The sequence below is a fragment of the Nocardia vermiculata NBRC 100427 genome, assembly GCF_001613265.1.
Lineage (GTDB): Bacteria > Actinomycetota > Actinomycetes > Mycobacteriales > Mycobacteriaceae > Nocardia > Nocardia vermiculata.
On the sequence record NZ_BDCA01000013.1, the window covers coordinates 59,915 to 76,770 of the forward strand.

A 16,856-nucleotide genomic window follows, 5' to 3' on the forward strand; every position below is an offset into this window, starting at 1 on the left:
AACAGTTGCTCCCATGTGCTGGGTCCTGCTCGCAAGACTGCGCATTATGAATCGAACAGAGATCGCCGAGCCGGTATTCGCGCCGGCCCGGACGCAGCATCCGTGGGCAGCGGTAACCGTACTGCTGGTCGGGGTTTTCATGGCCGTGCTCGATACCTTCATCGTGCTCGTCGCTGCCCCGGCGATCCAGCAGGACCTGGCCGCCTCCGATGCCGAAGTGCAGTTGGTGTTCGCCGCGTATCAGCTCGCCTACGCGGCCGCGTTGATCACTTGTGCGCGGCTGGGGGATCTCGTCGGGCGTAAGACCTTGTTCCTGGCGGGCCTGCTGGTGTTCACAGCGTCGTCGGCGGCCTGTGCACTCGCACCGGCCCCGGTGTCGCTGATCGTCGCCCGCTTCGTTCAGGGGCTGGGTGCGGCGGCACTGTTCCCGCAGGTGCTGGCGACCATCACTGTCGTCGTGCCGCCGGAAAGTCGGGCGAAGGCGTTCGGTGCCCTGGGTGCGGTGATCGGCCTGTCTGGAGTCGCCGGCCAACTGATCGGCGGAGTGCTGGTGCAGGCGAACCTTTTCGACAGCTCTTGGCGCTCGATCTTCTGGATCAACGTCCCCGTCGGCGTCCTCGCTGTCGCTGCCGCTGTCGCCTTCGTGCCACGCACCCGCGCCGCCGAGGCCCGGGGAGTGGATCCGGTCGGCGCTGCGATACTCGCGACATCGCTGTGCCTGCTGGTGGTGCCGCTGATCCAGGGCCGGCAGTCGGGGTGGCCGTTGGTGACGTGGATCAGCATGGCGGCGGGAATAGCAGGGATGGCGGTCTTTGCCCGGTTCGAGCGCGCGATGGTTCGTCGCGGCAGTGATCCGCTCGTCCGCATCAGTTTGTTCGCTGTGCGCCCCTTCGCTATCGGGATGGCGTTGATTCTGCTCGCCTATTCGGGCATCAATTCGTTCTTCCTCGTGTTGTCGGTGACGACGCAGCAGGGCCTGGGTATGACTGCTCTGGGTACCGCGACTGTCTATCTGCCGTTCGGTGCTGCATTCTTCGCCACGAGTATCGTGGCGGGCCGCCTGCGATCCGCGACGGACGCGATATTGCTCGCCGGCGCGCTGCTGGGCGGCTTCGGATACGCCGGCATCATCGCCGAGGTCGCGATGTTCGGCGACCGGACCAGCGGATGGGCACTGGCCGCGCCGCTGACCGTCGTCGGCGTCGGTAGTGGCCTGCTGGTCCCGTCGCTGCTGCATGCGGTTCTGTCCCGGGTCGCGGCGGACGACGCCGGAATGGCCTCCGGGGTGCTGGCGACCGGGCAACAGATCGGGGGAGCGGTCGGTGTGGCGGTCATCGGTGCGGTGTACTACGCGTGCGCGGAAAGTCATTCGCCGGTCACGGCGCTGGCTTGGGCCAACGGTGTGAATCTTGTGCTGGCGCTGGTGATTGCGATGCTACTGCGGAAGCTCGGGGCTATCGGAGCAGGTGAATGATTCCGACGGACGCATCCCGAGTCGAGGCCTCGGCGAGCGGGGGATCACGAGCGAGCGGTTGCCTGGGATCCGGAACTTGACCTCGAGTGTTGTTCAGGTTGCAGGCTGTGACCATGACCGCAACAACATCCGGGCGACCGGTCGTCGCAGACACCACCACCGATCACGCCGCCGACATCGCCGCGATCGAACAGTTGATAGCCGATGTCGAGGCCGGCTACAACCGCAACGATGCGGCCCTGATGGTCAGCGGATTCACCGCGAACGCGTCAGCGGGCAATGCAGTGGGCACGGTGATCACCGGATACGACTCGCTACTCGCCGCGGCGACGCGAGGTCTCGAGGGATTCCTGAAGGACGAGTACGTGCGCTATGACACGACCGACATCGGCTTCCTGCGTGCGGATGTCGCGATCGCCCACAAGGTCGCTCGCGCGACCACCGCGGAGGGGGAACTGATCGACACCGATCCTGCGATGGTCGCCCTCTACGTGCTGGTCAAGGAGAACAACCGCTGGTGGGTGGCCGCCCGTCACAACACTCCTGTGCCGAAGACCTGAACCGGTCTGTGCCCGCGTCCGTGTTGAGGCCTGCAATCCACCCGCAGACGGCGAGTGGGCCCATCAGGCCCAACAGTGTTGCCAGCGCGGCGGTCCAGGACCCGGTGGCGCTGTGGAGGGCTCCGGTCAGGATGGGGCCGGCGGCGGCGATCAGGTAACCGATGGATTGGGCCATTGTCGACAGGCTGGTGGCGATCGGGGCCGATGCCGCTCGCACGTTGACCAGCGTGAGGGCGAGCGACAGTTGTCCACCCTGCCCCAAGCCCAACAGGATCGCCCAGATCAGGGGCTCACCGGTGTTCGACAGCACCCCGAGCAGGCCGGCGACCGAGAGCGCGACCATTGCGCAGGCGAGAATGCTCTGGTTCTGCAACCGGGTGGCGACCATGGGGCCGAGCAGCGCGGTAAGGATGCTTGCGAGGCTCAATGCTGTCAAAAGCAGCCCGGCCTGTTCAGCGCTCAGATGTCGGTCGCGGTAGATGGTGGGCAGCCAGGCGATCATCGAGTACGCCAGCAGTGATTGGATTCCCATGAATCCGGTGATCGCCCAGGCGGTGGGCGAGCGCAATACCTCGGGGCGCCAATGCGGTGCATGGTGCATGGTGTCCTCGGACCGGCTGCGGGACCGGCGAAACCGGGAGGCGGCAATACCCAGCACGGCTGCCGCGCCGGCAGCGGGAACAGCCCAGATCGACAGTGTGATGTGCCAACCGTGGGTCACGTGCAGTTTCAGCGGAATCGTTGCCCCGGAGGCGATTCCGGCACTGGCACTCACCAGCGCGGTCAGGAGGCCGGTCATGATCCCTATTCGGTGAGGGAACAACAACCGGATCAGTACCGGCCCGAGCACATTGGCCACGGCGATGCCGATCCCCGCGAGCAACGTCCCGAGCAGGAGCGCCGACCACGCCGGGATGCCACGCAGTGCGGTACCCGCGGTCACGACGAGCATGCAACCGGTGAGAACCGTGGGAACAGTCCATCGACGGACGGTGCGGGCGGCCAGCGCGCCGAACAGGCCGAGGCACACGACCGGACCGGTGGTCAGCAAGACGACGCTTGCGGCTCCGAGATCGTAGTCGCGGCGAATCTCGGAGATCAACGCCGATGCACTGCCGAAAACCAGTCTCAGGTCTAGTCCGAGGAGTACGACGGCGAGTACCGCCAGACCTGCACCGACTGTCGGTGGTGGCGCGAACCGGTCGTCGCGGTGTGCGTCCGCACATCCTGGATCCACCGTGGGTCGATCGGTCATCGCGCAGTTCCTCATCCCAGTCGGTTCGGTCGGAAACCGGTGGCATAGCCGTGTTCGTCGCTCGGAGGCGACAGCGACGAGACTCCCATCTATGTGACCTCGGAGGCAATTCCCATTGCCTCAGAGGTGGGCTCATTCTCGGTAACCGATAAGGTGTCCCCGTGCCCGATAAGCAGGAAGACGTCAGTTGGATCGGCCGTCGCGCGGCGCAGCTGCGCCGCGACCGTGGCTGGACGCTGGCGATGCTCGGAAACGAGGTCGGACTGTCCAGCACACAACTGTCCAGGATCGAATCGGGCGCTCGGCAGCCGTCCGTGGGCACGCTGATCGAGCTTGCCCGGGCGTTCGGGGTGACCCTGAGTGAACTGGTTGCCGAGAACCGGGTGGACCAATTCCACCTGGTGCGGGCCGGTGAGCGCAGTTCACACGACACCGCCAATGGGGTACTTGCACCGTTGAGCGGCAATTACCCGGGCTTGGCTGCGGTCCACCTGACGATTCCGGTCGCTGCCGAAGCGCCGCGGGCTCGACATCAGGGCGAGGAGTGGCTCTACGTTCTGGCCGGATCGATCGAAGTCTCGGTAGACGCCACGACGACCCGCCTGGAAGCGGGTGACGCTGTGCATTTCCCGTCTCACGCCGCACACAGCGTTCGCAGCGTCGGCTCCAAGCCCGCTGAAACGCTCATCGTCTCGACGGGAACTCGCTGAAAGTCTTGTAGCGAACGGTCGTTCGGCGGGGAGTGGTGGTCACTGCTGCTTCCGGGCTCGTCAGCGCGGATGCGTCGTGACCTCCAGGCATTCCCTGCTGACTCGGGCGCGTCCCCACTCGCCGAGTGGGCGAAGGGCCTCGTTCAGGGAGGAGCCGGCGTCGGTGAGGGTGTATTCGACCTTCGGCGGCACTTCTGCATAGACCTTGCGATGGATCAGACCGTCTTCCTCCATCTGGCGCAGGTGTTGGGTGAGCATCTTTTCGCTGACGCCCGGGAGTGCTCGGCGGAGTTCGGCGAACCGACGGGTTCCGTGGGCGTGGAGCTCCCACAGGACGAGTCCCTTCCACTTGCCGCTGACGACATCGAGTGCGGCGTCGATTCCGCAGATATAGGGGCCGGAGCGTGGGCTCTTCGCCATCGAGACGTCTCCTTACTTACAATTTGGTAAGTACCGCAGTTAATAGTGGGTACTTCCCGCTACCCGCGTGGATGTCCAGCATGGACCTATGACTTCACCGATCACAACCCCAGACACTCGATCCGGCGTCACTATGCTCGGGCTGGGGGCGATGGGCAGTGCCCTCGCCGGCCGGCTCCTCGACTCCGGCCACCCGGTGACCGTATGGAACCGGACCCCTGGTCGTGACGCGGATCTGGTCGACCGTGGCGCACACAGTCGCGCGACCGTCGCCGACGCCGTGATCGCACAGCCGCTGATCGTCGCCTGCTTGCTGCGACACCCCTCGGTGCACCGAACCCTCGACCCGGTCGTGAGCGAGCTGGCGGGCAAGACCTTGGTCAACCTCACCACGACCACCCCGAACGAAGCGCGCGAGATGGCAGTCTGGGCTGCCGAGCACGGGATCGACTATGTCGACGGTGCGATCCTGGCCGTGCCCGCCATGATCGGATCACCTGAGGCGCAGGTGTTCTACAGCGGCTCGCGGGCCGCCTTCGACCGGTACCGCTCGATCCTCGACACCTGGGCCACAAGCACATTCGATGGCCCGGACGCGGGCAAGGCCTCGCTGATCGACTTGGCCATGCTGTCCGGGATGTACCACATGTTCGCGGGCTTCCTCCACGGCGCTGCGATGGTCGGCTCGGAAGGCATGACCGCGACCGACTTCGCTTCCCGCGCAATACCGTTCATCAGCGCAATGACCGGAGGTTTCGCCGGCTTCGCGCAGGTCATCGATGGTGGCGACTACACCGTCTCCGGTCAGCAGAGCCTCGACTTCTCCGACCTGTCCCACATCGTGCGTGCCGGAGAGCAGAAGGGCGTGAACTCGGCAACCCTCGCCGCGGTCCAGGCGCTGATCAGCCGGCAGATCGCTGCGGGCTATGGCTCCGAAGGGTTCTCACGACTCTACGAGAGCTTTCGTGCCTCCGAGATGACGGCCGGTGGCGTCCGATGAGCCGCGTACCTGTCACCGTGATCGGCCTTGGTCCGATGGGCCGGGCGATGTCCAAGATCCTGCTGGATGCGGGTCACGCGGTGACCGTCTGGAACCGCACACCGAGCCGCGCCGACGAGATCGTCGCTACCGGTGCACAACTGGCCGTCTCACCGCGTGCAGCAGTGGAAGCCGGCGAGCTGATCGTCCTGAGCCTGACCCACTATCAGGCGATGTACGACATCCTGGACGGGGTGACAGCATCACTGTCCGGGCGGACTCTGGCCAACCTCAGCTCCGACACGCCAACCGCAACACGAGAAGCCGCACTATGGGCCCAGAAGCACGGAGCATCGTTCCTCGCCGGCGGCGTGATGGTTCCCGCCCCCATGCTCGGAACGGACCACTCCTACGTCTACTACAGCGGAGACGAGGAAGCGTTTGTCACGCACGAGGCAATACTGGCTCGCATCGGCGAACCGCGGTTCCTGGGCAGTGATCCGGGACGCGCCCAACTGATGTATCAAGCCAATCTCGACCTCTTCCTCACCACGCTGGCCGGATTCGCCCACGCCACAGCACTGGTCGGTTCGGCCGGGATCACAGCAGCAGAGTTTCTGCCCGAGGTGCTGCCACTGTTTCACGCGATCCCGGCCATGATCGCCCCCGACGGGATCCGCGCCCTCGGGGCACGCATCGACGCCGGCGACCACCCCGGCGAAGGAAGCAACGTCACAATGATGGGTGCCACCGCAGACCATATTCACGAGACCAGCAAGACCGTGGGGATAGGCACTGCCTTGCCCCGCGCCGTACAGGAGCTTTACCACCGGGCGATCGCCGATGGGGGTGGCTCGGATGGTTGGACTCGGATCATCGACGGTATTCGAGCCCCACTGCGGGACTGACCGGCGTGAGTTCCGCCTGTACAGACGGTTTCAGCCACGGCCCACCGCTGGAGCAGTCCCTGACGATGTCACGGTCCGCTCGAGACGGTCTGCGCTGGTCCGACGTCGCTCTCGGGCTTCCGAGAGCCGTTCGAGGCATGCGGATAAGCGCGTGGCAATTCACCGACGCAGCGACGCTTTCCAGCCAACTGCTCCCAACACGAGATGTCCTCGTCGCTGATCGAATTCGACAGGGTGAGGCAAGTGGTCGATGCCCACCTGTGCGGAGGGCCGACTCCGGGCCCTTCCAGCGTCAACCCGTCGAAGTAGTGGGAGAACGTGTCCAGCGTGCAGGGGTGGAAAGTGATGCCGTGGTGGTCGTAAACGGCTGCGGCCCGGTGTGTTTGCCCAGACATATCGTCGGTGCATGCTTGGGTCATGACGAGGGCCGACCCTACGGCAAGCTTTGCCGTGAATCTCCGTCCGCGAGGAGATTTCGGCTCGGATGCCTTTGCCCGAAGAGTCGAGCGGTTTGGATATTCCGGATGGCGTCCCGGTCATCGACGTGCTGCACACAGGTATCGATCAGCACGGACACCCCTTCGAGGTCACTCACTTCGTGATGCGCGCGGATTTCAACGGTCTCGATTACAACGTTCCTGTGGAGGATTGATGCCGGTAAGCGTGCGGCTTCGCAGCACTGACGACCTCGAGGAGACGGGACGGCTCCTCCAAGCAGTCCATGAGCGGGATGGATACCCGGTCGAAGGCGTTGCCGATCCTGAATCATGGTTGTCGCCTGCCGGTCTCGTGTGTGCGTGGGTTGGGGAGCTCGACGGATCGGTGGTTGGACATGCACTGGTAACGAGGGCGAAGCCTGGCGATGATGCTGTCGACCTTTGGGTCGAGCGCTCACGGGAGCCGGCTGCGAAAATCGTTGTGCTGGGCCGTCTGTTCGTTGGCCCTGAGGGCAGGGGGCACGGCGTGGGAGAGCAATTGACCAGAGCGGCCACGGATTTCGCACGAGAGCAAGACATCCGGCTTGTGCTGGACGTCATGGAGAAGGATCGTGCTGCTATTCGCTTGTATGAGCGGCTCGGTTGGAAGAACATCGGGGGGCGTCAGGCATCGATTCGGTGCGGGCCAAGAGGTTGCGGCACAGTGTTACGTCGCTCCACGTTGACCTTGTGGTCACAGGGCTGACGGCTTACCGACAAGGACTGCGACGGGCCGCTGTGGACACACGGGGGATTCGAGGTGGGGGATGACGAGACCATGATCGAGGTGATCACACAGTTCGAGCGGGCAAGCGCCCGCGCCAGGTCCATCGCAGCGCGGATATCCTTGGACGAAGTCCGTGAGCACCCCCATACCGGAGCCATTATGTCTTCGTTGGATCTATGTATTCATGACCGCTGAATTTGCTCGGCATGCCGGGCACGGGGACATCCTGCGCGAACAGATCGAAGCCCTGTGACATCCCTCGCCCACGGCGGCCGTGGAATTCGAGGAGCCTTCCAGGACGGGAACCCGACGACGCCGCTGCGCGAGCCCGGTCGGTGGTGCCCGCGATCGTGCCGAATTCCGGCCCGCCGGCGCCTCGTTGCCACGAGCCGATCCCGCGAGCATGTGTGGGTGCGTACCCGGCCGACTGACCGCATTCGACCACCGTGACGAAGTCCCAGCGCAACCGCTGTCGGCTATCTAGGCACGATCCCAATCATGGCGGATCAGGCTGCCAACCGGCGCAAGAAAGGCTCTGCTGGTGGTCGTTCGCCAGCGTTCGCCGCCGAATGCGGGATCGGCCAACTGAAGGAACACCGTGCTGTCGCAATCAGATTCGATAAACTCGCGGTTCGATTCCGGCCACGGTCCGCATCGTCGCCATCAACCAGTGGCTCCGCTGAGCCGATCTTCAACCATCCCTGCTGTCCCGCTCCACCACGACCAGAGGGATCTCGCGTTCGGTCTGCTGTTGATGCGCCGCCATATGCGGGTACTGATCACCCAGCAGGCCGAGTAACCGCGTGCGTTCCATGCCCGACGCGGTGTGTGCGGTGCCGGTGAATCGGTCGATGCCCTCGGAAGTGGGCTGCTCGATGAGCACCTGCGGATTCGCAACGAGGTTCCGATACCACGCCGGGTGATCGGAGGCGGCCATATTGGACGCCCACAGCACAACCCGATCCTCGCCATCGGTGAGGTAGCCGAGCGGGACGACACGTTGCCGCCTGCTGCGAGCACCGATGGTGGTCAGGAGAACGAGATCCGCACCCCTGAGCATCCCGTCCATAGTGATCTGCCCGCGATTGCCGCGGAAATTCTCCACCACAGACCGATTGAACGCACGCATATCACTGGGCATCGACACCACCGCTACGTTAGTACCACCACAAACAGTGGGAAGCCACTATTGAGCTACTTGCTGGCACGATGTCGTGGTGAGCGATATGACGGCGCGACGCGGAGGACATCCGCACAGTATCCGAGCAAAACGGCCTGCGTGCACGGCCGCGCAGCAGCAATCGCCCACTGCGACCGTACCGGTGGGCCTATCCGTTCCACTGCGGTCGCTCGGGCAGTTGCAGGCGTGGTCGGGAACTCTTGACCGCGGGCGGTGATACCACCCCGCTCTGACATCCATTAACCGAGTCAACCCTATGTTCGGCCGTCGACAACGATTTGGAACGGGTCGTCGTAGACGATGCGGCCCGGCCTGTCCGAAGCAAGGCGGATCCATTCGATGCCGTGAGCATCCAGAATCGCTAGGTAGCTCTGCACGCGGGAGAGGAACTGAACGGCCGAGGATTTGAACCATGCTTCCGCCCGCGGATAACGGGTGCTGTCATAGGGCGAGGGGGCCAGTTGTCCCGGATCGACGAGGTTTTCCTGGAACCAGTTGTTCTCCCGACGACGGAACCGCTGCTGCTGGGCGGTGAGTGTGCCCGGCCACGCCAATCCGTTGACGAGGGCAAACACGCCTGGGTGGCGACCGTGTCGGTTCGGTGCCGCTGCTTGATATCGAACGAACAGCGCCTCGGTCCCAGAGCGATCGGACTCGGACTCCACGAGTTCCACAGCGTAGAGGGCTCGCCGCCCTCCGCGGGTAACACTCCGTCGCGTCGGTCAACGGTCGAGCACATCATCGCCGGCGTGGGTCGGTGCGGGCGCGTCGATCCAGGCATACGAAGGGGACGACAGTCCAGCCGTGCCGGAACCGGCTGGACGTGCAGCTCGTCAGTGAGGTCGTCCACCCCGAACCCTGCCGACCGCACCGGTGCTCGCAGACGGTCGCGAGCCTGCGGCCGGCTGGGCCACAGCGGTGTGGGTAGGCGGGTGTGCGGGTGGGGCTCAGCCTGCCTTGTGGTACGCCTCGATGATGTCCTTCTGGATACGCCCACGGCTGGAAACCTGGTAGCCGTTCGCACGTGCCCAATGCCGGATGGCGGCGGTCTGCTCGCGGTCCGGGGTCGCGCGGGGAGAAGCTGTCTTGCTCGCGCCCTTGCGCTTTCGACCCACCTTGCGGGCCGGGGCGGTCCACTCCTCGAAGAGGGCCCGGAGCTTGGCGGCGTTCTCCGCCGTCAGGTCGATTTCATACGTCACGCCGTCGATACCGAAATGCACCGTCTCGTCGGCCGGGGACGTACCGTCGTAGTCGTCCACGAGCTCGACGAGGACCTTCTTCGCCATCAACACCCTCCACTATTCTCGTATGTGCCGCGGCGGAATGTTAATCCCCTCGACAACCAGCAACAAATCAGGCGATCCGCCCACGGCGTGTGTGGCGTGTTCCCCTGGAGAATCCGGACTTCGGAGGTTCCGTGAGCTGTGACGACGCTGCAGGCCGGACGGCTCGCGTCCCGCCGGGGTGTCCGGTGTGACCGGGTCGTGGTGGTGGGATCTGCTGATCGGGCTCGCCGTGGCACTCGTGGTCTGCTGGGGTGCCCTCGTCGCGGCACTGATCATCGTGCGTCCGCGCGGCAACCTGCTCCGCGAGTCGATGCGGATACTGCCCGACACCCTGCGCCTGATCCGCCGCCTCGCCGCCGACAGCTCTCTGCCGCGCGGGGTGCGAATCCGGCTCTGGCTGGTGCTGGCCTACCTCGCCTCACCCCTGGACCTGATCCCGGACATCATTCCGGTCATCGGGTACGCCGACGACGCCATCATCGTCACCGCGGTCCTGCGCAGCGTCGTACGGACCGCCGGCAGCGACGCGGTCCGCGCCCATTGGCCCGGAACCGATGACGGCTACGCAGCACTCGCCCGCCTCACCGGGCTACCGGGGGCGCCGGCCTGACAGCGGATCCGGGCCTGTCCCGAATGCGGCAGGGCTCGAGGGCAGTTTGTGACTCGGTGCGCGCCGTTCGTCGGGACACTGATTTGCGCGAGAGAACAGGAGTGAGAGGGCGAGCATGAAAATTGCAACGGCTGCTCCGGTGGCGCCTGTCGACTTCAGTCGCAGCGGTGTGGGTGAACCACTGCTGCTGGTTCACGGATTCACGCTGACCTGGCATTGCTGGGGCGGTGTCATCGATGAATTGTCGAAAGATTTCGACACTCTTGCGCCGACGCTGCCATTTCATTGGGGAGGTCCCGTCGGTGACCGGCCGCTGACAGCTGCGGCAGGGGCGGACTATCTCGAAGATGTGATGAACCGGGCAGGCTGGGAGACGGCGCACATAGCCGGTCACTCGCTGGGTGGTCGTCTGGCGCTCGAGCTCGCCAGGCGCGGCAGGGCGCGCAGCATCACCGCGATCGCCTCGGCCGGGTTGTGGCAGCGCGGTAGCCGCCACGCCGAAAGATTGCGGCGCAAATTCCGTACCATCTCCTACATCGCCCCGTTATCACGAGGTTTCGCGAATCCGGCGTTGGCAGCCATCGGCAGGACGACCGTCATGCGGGTGATGTGTCACCGCCCCGGACGCGTACGACCCGACCTGGCGACCATCGCTCTCCAATCCGCCGGATACTGCACCGCACGCGATATCAATGCGATCTGGCCCACCGACACCGCCCTGGAAATCCTCGACGAGATCACCACACCGGTAACCGTTGTCTTCAGCGCCCGCGACCGCATGATTCCCCCGGAACGCTATGGAGCACAATTGGTCACGCCCTCACCCCGACGGAGGATCTGCATGCTGCCGGACGTGGGACACGTCCCGATGCTCAAGGCACCTGGCGCCGTGGCCGCCGAAATTCGCTGCACTGCAACCTATCCGTGGGCTTGAATCCGTCAGTACACACACCTACCAGGGTGCTTACCGAGTAGGAATGCTCACCAGCTGGGGTGATGTCGGGCGGCACGCGAGCGGTGCGGGCTATTGGCGTGGGCTCAGTATCAGCCGGGCGCGAAACCGTTGAGCTCGAAGTTGATGACGGCCGCTGCCAGCAGCCCTCCGATGACCGCTGCGGTAATCACGTATCCGGCGGCTACCCGCCGCGAGTTCGGGAATACGGCCAGGATCAATGTCGGGGCGAGCAACGCTGACAACGAGAATGCCCATGTCAGCCAGTAAGCCGTGGCGACCTCGGGTGGGTGGGCGTGTACGGCTGCGGGAGTGGGGTTGATGTCGGGCACATCCAGCGCGGCCTGAAGCCGGAGCGTCGCCGGAACGAAAACGAACAAGCAGATGATGGCCGCCACGGCTACGCCCCACGCCGCACTCCACCGTCGAGGCGTCGACCGATTTCGTCCAGCCGGGACCGGTAGGGGTGCGGGGCCGACGGAATCTAGCTGTCGGCGGGCAGAATTCGGAATGAGCGCATGCCCGGTGTCAGTGGTTCGATGGCGCGGAAATCACGCTGGTCGAGGGTGAAGATACGGTCGGTTTTGTACCTGTCGGCGAGGGCGACGCCCACTGCGTCGGCCAGATTCAGCTGCAGCCCTTCGTATTTCGCGCGGACTGCTTGTGCTGTGGAGAGGTCGACATGCTTGAGCTCGGCGAGCCGGTAACGTCCTTCGATCGCTCGAGCCAGCAATGCGTCGGTGATGCTCATTGCCGCGGTGAAGCCGAGGTCGCGACGAGTCAGGTGATCCAGTTCGGTAAGTACCAGAGGTGAGATGATCAGGCTCTCGTGTTCCATCACTGTTAGCGCCTGCTCGTGCTCGTCCTGGTCTGCGTCGAATGCGGCGAACAGTGCGGAGGTGTCGGCGACGACGATCATCGACGTGCCGAACGCTGCTTGACCTGTTGGTAGATGTCGTCGCGCATATCGTCGACGGTGCGCGAACGTCCACTGCGGAAGGTAGGCAGTGGTGCGTCGTTGCGTGGACGATCGGAAGAGTCCAGCAGCATTGCGATGCTGCGGCGAATGAGTTCGGCTTTGCTTACACCCGTGGCTGCAGCCTCTGCATCGAGCCGGACCTCCAGTTCATCCGGGAGGTACACGGTCGTCTTGTTCATGCCATATATGGTACCACCTGTTGCCGGGTCGGCCGACACTCTGAACTGGCCGAGTCAGTATGCGAAATTGCGCCTTGCCGTTTCGCGTGTAGTGGCGACAGCCGGGCGGGTTCGACGCCCTCGGCCTCTATCCCGCGATTGCGGTTACTCGCACGTCTGCCGGTAGTCCGTGTCGCTAACGGTGCCCGGACGAGCGCTAGTGACGGATTCCGGCAAAAAGTGGCTGCTGGAGCCGCGCGGCTCCTTGAATGGTCGAGGCACGGCAACTTCACCGGGAAGCGTTGTCAGATCACGACCGAAAGGAGTGCCATGGCGACGTCTCGACGGAGTTTCTTCGCGGTGGCTGCTGCCGTTGGTACGGCGGCGGTTGCCGCCTGTACGGACAATGCCCCTTCCGGGGCTTCGGGAACGGTGGAGGAGGAGCATATGGGAAACGACACACCGGTCGTCGACAGTCACGCCCACATCTATCCGGCCCGGTACCTGGACAAGCTGGAGGAGATCGGAGTTTCCCCGGACTCCACTGCGATCGCGCGGAACATGCGTGCGAGCAACGAGCCGGACGAAATGAGCGCGCGGATCGAGATGATGGACACCGCCGGCGTGGACGTCCAGGTCCTGTCCGCCACCCCGCAGGTGCCGCTGGTCGCCGACGCGGCCGGTGCCGCGGAGGCCACGCGCATGGTCAACGACATCTATCGGCAGGTACTCGAAGACCACCCGGGTAGATTCCTCGCCTACGGTGCGGTGCCGTTGAATCATCCGGACCAGGCGCTGGAGGAGATCCGGTACTGCCTCGACGAGCTCGGCTTCGTCGGTATCGCGATCAACACGCTGCTCGACGACCCGCGATCGGCGATCACCGACGACCGTTATCGCCCGGTATTCGACGAGCTCAACCGGCGCGGCAGCATCCTCTACGTGCATCCGACCGGCGCCGGCGCGCATTCTCCGGCGATATCCGAGCACGGACTCGCGTGGGTCAACGGCGCCCCGGTGGAAGATGCGATCGCCACCCTGCAGCTGCTGCAGGCCGACTATCCGGCTCGATATCCCGATCTGCGGTTCCATATCGCGCACCTGGGCGGGGATCTGCCTTTCCTGTCGCAGCGCATCGAGGACAACTACGAAGATTGGGATGCCTTCCCGCATTCACCGGCAGATACGTTGCGCCACATGTGGTTCGATGCCGCGAACTTCTCCGGCGGATCCCTGCGGCTGTCGACCGAGGTCTTCGACCCGGACAAGATCCTGGCGGGATCGGACTACCCGTACTTCCAGGACGACAAATACACCCGCGCGATCACCTACATCCGCGACGCCGGGCTGCCTGCTGACATGACACAGCGAATTCTCTCCGGAAATGCGAAGTCGCTCTACGGTTCCGCGCTGCGAGGGCGCCCCGCTCGATAGGTCGCAGCCCCGAACGACACCTACGAAAGGAGAGACGGCAATGACCGGCACAACACATGCCGAGGTCGTCATCGCGGGAGCCGGCATCGCCGGACTCACCGCCGCCCTCGCATTACATGCCCGTGGCCTGCGGGTCACGGTGCTGGAGGCCGCCGCGCAGCTGCAGCCACTCGGCGTCGGTATCAATCTGCAGCCCGCCGCCGCCGATGCTCTCGGCGAGCTCGACCTGCGCGCTGACCTGGCGAGCTTCGCGATCCCGACCTCGCAGTCGCTGTATCTGACTCAGGACGGTGTCGAGTTGGCGCGTCGCAGCTTCGGCGGTGAGGTGCAGCAGTTCTCCGTCCATCGCGGGCAGCTGCAGATGATGCTGTATGCCGCGGCCACCGCACGTCTGCCGGCGGGCTCGATCGTCACCGGTGCTCGGGTCGAGTCCGCCCGCGAAGCCGGAGAGTGCGTCGCCGTCCGCACCACCGATGGGGCCGAATACGTCGCATCCGCGGTGCTCGCAGCCGACGGGGTGCACTCGCCGCTGCGCTCCCAGTTACATCCGGGTGCAGATCCGTACCTGTCCGAGGGCACCACGATGTACCGCGGGACCTGTGATGCCGAGCAGCCGTTCCTCGACGGCCGGTCGATGGTGTTGGTCTATGGTGCGAACGCCACCCGTTTCCTGACCTACCCGATCTCCCGCGAGGCGGAGTCGGAGGGCCGATCGCTGATCAACTGGGTTGCGATGGTGCCCGGGCACGGGGCCACCGAACTCGACGACAGTGGTATCCGCAACATTCCGACTGCCGCCACCGATGTCGTTGCTCTGGTCCGCGGTTGGGGGTTCACCTGGCTCGATATCGAAGGCCTGGTGGCCGCCTCCGACGACGTGCTCGAATACCCGATGGTCGACCGGGAGCCACTGGACTCGTGGGGGCGGGGCCGGGTGACGCTGCTCGGTGACGCCGCGCATCCGATGTATCCCATCGGGGCCAACGGCGGATCGCAGGCCATCCTCGACGCGATGAGCCTCGCCCGCCATCTGGCTCCCGTCGCGGGCGGCGGTCCGGCCGCTGACATCCCCGCCGCCCTGCGCGCCTACGAAGACGAGCGTCGGCCGGTGACAACCGCTGTCTCACAAGCCAATCGCAGGCTCAACGCCACCGAGCGCGGCATCGCGGCCAAGAGCGCCGACGAGCTTCGGGAGATGTCCGAGTCCGGCGAGTTCAACCGGATCCAGGAAGCGTATGCGCGCGGCGACTTCGACGCGGTCTGACCCCTCGGCAACTACACGACAACCACCGGATTCTCCGCATTGCGGGAAGGACACACCGATGAGTATCGAGACCTCGACCGACGATTCGGCCGGCAGCACCACCGAACTCGTGCGGGAGCTGTCGGACCTGCTACCCGGCGGGACGGTCGTCACCGACGCCGACATCGTCGAGGTCTACCGGCAGGACTGGAGTATGGACCCGGCCGCGGGCACCCCGCTGGCGGTGGTGCGCGCCCGGACCGAGGACGACGTTTGTGCCGTGCTCCGCTTCGCCTCGCGCCACCGGATTCCGGTGGTTCCGCGCGGCGCGGGCAGCAGTGTGGTCGGTGGGTCGACCGCCGTGGACGGGGCGATCACTCTCAGCGTGGAACTGCTCGACGACATCCGCGTCGACCGCGACGCCATGGCGGCGGTGGTCGGGCCGGGCGCGGTCAACGCCGCCGTCAGCGCGGCCGCCGCAGCCGAAGGACTGTTCTATCCACCGGACCCGACGTCCTCGGACTTCTGTTCGGTCGGCGGCAACGTGGCGACGAATTCCGGCGGCGCCAACGGCTACAAGTACGGCTCGACCCGCGACTACGTCCTCGGTCTGCGGGTCGTACTGGCCGACGGGTCTGTCGTCGAAGTCGGTGGCGCAGCACCGAAGTCGTCCACCGGATTGTCGCTGGCCGGCCTGTTCGTCGGCTCCGAGGGCACTCTCGGGGTGATCACCCGGGTGACGGTGCGGCTGCTGCCGGCTCCGTCGGCTCCCCACACGGTGGCCGCCTTCTTCACCGATCACAACGCCGCCTTCGCCGCCGCGGCGGCCATCGCCCACCGGCTGCGTCCGAGTGAGCTGGTCCTGATGGACCGCCCCGCCCTGGAGGTGGCCGACAGCCTGCTGCAGATGGGTCTCGACTCCGAAACGGGAGCAGTCGTCTACGCCTACTCCGACGCCGGGGCCGGCGCGAAGGCAGAGATCGCGCTCATGGTCGAACTGTGCCGCGAGCACGGCGCGACCGAGGTATTCGACACCGACGACCGGACCCAAGGGGAAATGGTGAGCCGTCCGCGTACCGCGGTATTCGAGGTACTCGAAGGCCACTGCGCAATGGTCGTGGAGGACTACGTACTGCCCCCTGCCGCACTCGGTGAGTTCCTGTCCACGGTGCACGAGCTGGCTGCGCAGACCGGACAACAGGTCCTCACCTACGCCTACCCGGCCGACGGTGTGATCCACCCGATCATCACCTTCGACCCCGCCGACGAGGGGTCGGCGGGGCGCGCCTTCGGTGTCCGGGGCAGGCTGACCGAGGTCGTCGCCGCCCTCGGCGGGGCCGTCGCCGGCGAGTACGGCGTCGGCGCGGACAAGCGGCAGGCCGTGGCCGGCGTCGCGGGCGAAGGCGCGGTGGCGCTGCAGCGCCGGATCAAGGACCTGTTCGACCCCGACGGGATTCTCAATCCGCGGGCTCTGCTGTTTCCCGGCCCGGGCGAACGGTCCTGAT

The 16,856-nt window shown here is 65.4% G+C and carries 21 protein-coding genes and 1 pseudogene; 13 read left to right on the forward strand and 9 right to left on the reverse strand.

Annotation, left to right across the window (positions count from 1 at the left end; translation table 11 throughout):
* Positions 1-46: 46 nt before the first annotated feature.
* Together NV2_RS14905 and NV2_RS14910 are read left to right on the forward strand one after the other, a co-directional pair.
* Positions 47-1,474 (forward strand): MFS transporter, encoded by a 1,428-nt coding sequence (locus NV2_RS14905; RefSeq protein WP_210749197.1) that lies wholly within the window; start codon positions 47-49, stop codon positions 1,472-1,474.
* Positions 1,475-1,587: 113 nt separating this feature from the next.
* Positions 1,588-2,034: an SgcJ/EcaC family oxidoreductase gene (locus tag NV2_RS14910; RefSeq protein ID WP_067873974.1), complete on the forward strand. Its 447-nt coding sequence runs from the start codon at positions 1,588-1,590 to the stop codon at positions 2,032-2,034.
* Here NV2_RS14910 and NV2_RS14915 read toward each other — a convergent pair.
* Entirely contained in the window at positions 1,973-3,289 is a 1,317-nt protein-coding gene (locus tag NV2_RS14915; protein WP_067873658.1) for an MFS transporter, read from the reverse strand. The two genes, NV2_RS14910 and NV2_RS14915, sit on opposite strands and share 62 nt — an antisense overlap.
* Positions 3,290-3,450: 161 nt before the next feature.
* Here NV2_RS14915 and NV2_RS14920 point away from each other — a divergent pair, with 161 nt between their 5' ends.
* Entirely contained in the window at positions 3,451-3,999 is a 549-nt protein-coding gene (locus NV2_RS14920) for a helix-turn-helix domain-containing protein (RefSeq protein WP_067873661.1), read from the forward strand.
* A 60-nt stretch (positions 4,000-4,059) separates the two neighbouring features.
* On the opposite strand, the gene NV2_RS14925 is transcribed toward NV2_RS14920, so the two are convergent.
* Entirely contained in the window at positions 4,060-4,419 is a 360-nt protein-coding gene (locus tag NV2_RS14925) for a winged helix-turn-helix transcriptional regulator (protein ID WP_067873664.1), read from the reverse strand.
* A gap of 88 nt (positions 4,420-4,507) precedes the next feature.
* Between NV2_RS14925 and NV2_RS14930 the strand changes: the two genes are divergently transcribed.
* Both NV2_RS14930 and NV2_RS14935 read left to right on the forward strand, forming a co-directional pair.
* Complete coding sequence (locus NV2_RS14930) at positions 4,508-5,419, forward strand: NAD(P)-dependent oxidoreductase (protein ID WP_067873667.1); 912 nt, start codon at positions 4,508-4,510, stop codon at positions 5,417-5,419.
* Positions 5,416-6,306, forward strand: coding sequence for an NAD(P)-dependent oxidoreductase (locus NV2_RS14935; RefSeq protein WP_067873670.1), 891 nt, complete (start codon positions 5,416-5,418; stop codon positions 6,304-6,306). The genes NV2_RS14930 and NV2_RS14935 overlap by 4 nt, the downstream gene beginning before the upstream one ends.
* A 68-nt stretch (positions 6,307-6,374) precedes the next feature.
* On the opposite strand, the pseudogene NV2_RS32960 reads toward NV2_RS14935, so the two are convergent.
* A pseudogene (locus NV2_RS32960) lies at positions 6,375-6,755 on the reverse strand (SAM-dependent methyltransferase); the annotation flags it as partial.
* A 23-nt stretch (positions 6,756-6,778) separates the two neighbouring features.
* On the opposite strand from NV2_RS32960, the gene NV2_RS30835 reads away from it, so the two are divergent.
* The 3 genes from NV2_RS30835 to NV2_RS32815 all read left to right on the forward strand — a co-directional run bounded on the left by NV2_RS30835 (position 6,779) and on the right by NV2_RS32815 (position 7,762).
* The gene (locus NV2_RS30835) at positions 6,779-6,958 is read left to right on the forward strand and encodes a UTRA domain-containing protein (protein WP_281198541.1); all 180 of its coding nucleotides are present in this window, start codon (positions 6,779-6,781) and stop codon (positions 6,956-6,958) included.
* Positions 6,958-7,488, forward strand: coding sequence for a GNAT family N-acetyltransferase (locus NV2_RS32965; RefSeq protein WP_210749196.1), 531 nt, complete (start codon positions 6,958-6,960; stop codon positions 7,486-7,488). Before NV2_RS30835 ends, NV2_RS32965 begins: the two co-directional genes overlap by 1 nt.
* Positions 7,489-7,693: 205 nt before the next feature.
* Positions 7,694-7,762 (forward strand): mycothiol transferase, encoded by a 69-nt coding sequence (locus tag NV2_RS32815; RefSeq protein WP_307613565.1) that lies wholly within the window; start codon positions 7,694-7,696, stop codon positions 7,760-7,762.
* Positions 7,763-8,200: 438 nt separating this feature from the next.
* On the opposite strand, the gene NV2_RS14945 is transcribed toward NV2_RS32815, so the two are convergent.
* From NV2_RS14945 to NV2_RS14955, 3 genes are all read right to left on the reverse strand, one after another.
* The gene (locus NV2_RS14945; RefSeq protein WP_245662615.1) at positions 8,201-8,650 is read right to left on the reverse strand and encodes a nitroreductase/quinone reductase family protein; all 450 of its coding nucleotides are present in this window, start codon (positions 8,648-8,650) and stop codon (positions 8,201-8,203) included.
* 293 nt (positions 8,651-8,943) lie between these two features.
* The gene (locus NV2_RS14950; protein WP_210749195.1) at positions 8,944-9,354 is read right to left on the reverse strand and encodes a hypothetical protein; all 411 of its coding nucleotides are present in this window, start codon (positions 9,352-9,354) and stop codon (positions 8,944-8,946) included.
* A gap of 282 nt (positions 9,355-9,636) precedes the next feature.
* Positions 9,637-9,975, reverse strand: coding sequence for a histone-like nucleoid-structuring protein Lsr2 (locus NV2_RS14955; protein WP_067873673.1), 339 nt, complete (start codon positions 9,973-9,975; stop codon positions 9,637-9,639).
* Positions 9,976-10,162: 187 nt separating this feature from the next.
* Between NV2_RS14955 and NV2_RS14960 the strand changes: the two genes are divergently transcribed.
* Both NV2_RS14960 and NV2_RS14965 read left to right on the forward strand, forming a co-directional pair.
* Positions 10,163-10,585, forward strand: coding sequence for a YkvA family protein (locus tag NV2_RS14960; RefSeq protein WP_067873982.1), 423 nt, complete (start codon positions 10,163-10,165; stop codon positions 10,583-10,585).
* Positions 10,586-10,700: 115 nt separating this feature from the next.
* Entirely contained in the window at positions 10,701-11,519 is an 819-nt protein-coding gene (locus tag NV2_RS14965; protein WP_084474726.1) for an alpha/beta fold hydrolase, read from the forward strand.
* A gap of 110 nt (positions 11,520-11,629) precedes the next feature.
* On the opposite strand, the gene NV2_RS14970 is transcribed toward NV2_RS14965, so the two are convergent.
* The 3 genes from NV2_RS14970 to NV2_RS14980 form a co-directional block, all read right to left on the reverse strand.
* The gene (locus NV2_RS14970; RefSeq protein ID WP_067873678.1) at positions 11,630-11,935 is read right to left on the reverse strand and encodes a hypothetical protein; all 306 of its coding nucleotides are present in this window, start codon (positions 11,933-11,935) and stop codon (positions 11,630-11,632) included.
* A gap of 86 nt (positions 11,936-12,021) precedes the next feature.
* The gene (locus NV2_RS14975) at positions 12,022-12,456 is read right to left on the reverse strand and encodes a type II toxin-antitoxin system VapC family toxin (RefSeq protein WP_067873681.1); all 435 of its coding nucleotides are present in this window, start codon (positions 12,454-12,456) and stop codon (positions 12,022-12,024) included.
* The gene (locus NV2_RS14980) at positions 12,453-12,695 is read right to left on the reverse strand and encodes a ribbon-helix-helix protein, CopG family (protein ID WP_067873684.1); all 243 of its coding nucleotides are present in this window, start codon (positions 12,693-12,695) and stop codon (positions 12,453-12,455) included. The genes NV2_RS14975 and NV2_RS14980 overlap by 4 nt, the downstream gene beginning before the upstream one ends.
* A 426-nt stretch (positions 12,696-13,121) precedes the next feature.
* Between NV2_RS14980 and NV2_RS14985 the strand changes: the two genes are divergently transcribed.
* From NV2_RS14985 to NV2_RS14995, 3 genes are read left to right on the forward strand one after another with little or no spacing between them, the layout of a single operon-like run.
* Positions 13,122-14,108 carry an amidohydrolase family protein gene (locus NV2_RS14985; protein WP_067873687.1) on the forward strand — a complete coding sequence of 329 codons (987 nt, stop codon included), beginning with the start codon at positions 13,122-13,124 and terminating at the stop codon, positions 14,106-14,108.
* Between the two features lie 40 nt (positions 14,109-14,148).
* Entirely contained in the window at positions 14,149-15,372 is a 1,224-nt protein-coding gene (locus NV2_RS14990) for an FAD-dependent oxidoreductase (RefSeq protein ID WP_067873690.1), read from the forward strand.
* 58 nt (positions 15,373-15,430) lie between these two features.
* Positions 15,431-16,855: an FAD-binding oxidoreductase gene (locus tag NV2_RS14995; protein WP_067873693.1), complete on the forward strand. Its 1,425-nt coding sequence runs from the start codon at positions 15,431-15,433 to the stop codon at positions 16,853-16,855.
* Position 16,856: the final 1 nt, after the last annotated feature.

Coding starts and splice junctions, on each gene's coding strand:
- NV2_RS14975 (WP_067873681.1), bottom strand. CDS start 12,456: ATGATCGTCGTCGCCGACACCTCCGCACTGTTCGCCGCATTCGACGCA.
- NV2_RS14905 (WP_210749197.1), top strand. CDS start 47: ATGAATCGAACAGAGATCGCCGAGCCGGTATTCGCGCCGGCCCGGACG.
- NV2_RS32965 (WP_210749196.1), top strand. CDS start 6,958: ATGCCGGTAAGCGTGCGGCTTCGCAGCACTGACGACCTCGAGGAGACG.
- NV2_RS14935 (WP_067873670.1), top strand. CDS start 5,416: ATGAGCCGCGTACCTGTCACCGTGATCGGCCTTGGTCCGATGGGCCGG.
- NV2_RS14980 (WP_067873684.1), bottom strand. CDS start 12,695: ATGAACAAGACGACCGTGTACCTCCCGGATGAACTGGAGGTCCGGCTC.
- NV2_RS14995 (WP_067873693.1), top strand. CDS start 15,431: ATGAGTATCGAGACCTCGACCGACGATTCGGCCGGCAGCACCACCGAA.
- NV2_RS14945 (WP_245662615.1), bottom strand. CDS start 8,650: ATGCCCAGTGATATGCGTGCGTTCAATCGGTCTGTGGTGGAGAATTTC.
- NV2_RS14910 (WP_067873974.1), top strand. CDS start 1,588: ATGACCGCAACAACATCCGGGCGACCGGTCGTCGCAGACACCACCACC.
- NV2_RS14990 (WP_067873690.1), top strand. CDS start 14,149: ATGACCGGCACAACACATGCCGAGGTCGTCATCGCGGGAGCCGGCATC.
- NV2_RS14955 (WP_067873673.1), bottom strand. CDS start 9,975: ATGGCGAAGAAGGTCCTCGTCGAGCTCGTGGACGACTACGACGGTACG.
- NV2_RS14925 (WP_067873664.1), bottom strand. CDS start 4,419: ATGGCGAAGAGCCCACGCTCCGGCCCCTATATCTGCGGAATCGACGCC.
- NV2_RS14915 (WP_067873658.1), bottom strand. CDS start 3,289: ATGACCGATCGACCCACGGTGGATCCAGGATGTGCGGACGCACACCGC.
- NV2_RS14930 (WP_067873667.1), top strand. CDS start 4,508: ATGACTTCACCGATCACAACCCCAGACACTCGATCCGGCGTCACTATG.
- NV2_RS14965 (WP_084474726.1), top strand. CDS start 10,701: ATGAAAATTGCAACGGCTGCTCCGGTGGCGCCTGTCGACTTCAGTCGC.
- NV2_RS14985 (WP_067873687.1), top strand. CDS start 13,122: ATGGGAAACGACACACCGGTCGTCGACAGTCACGCCCACATCTATCCG.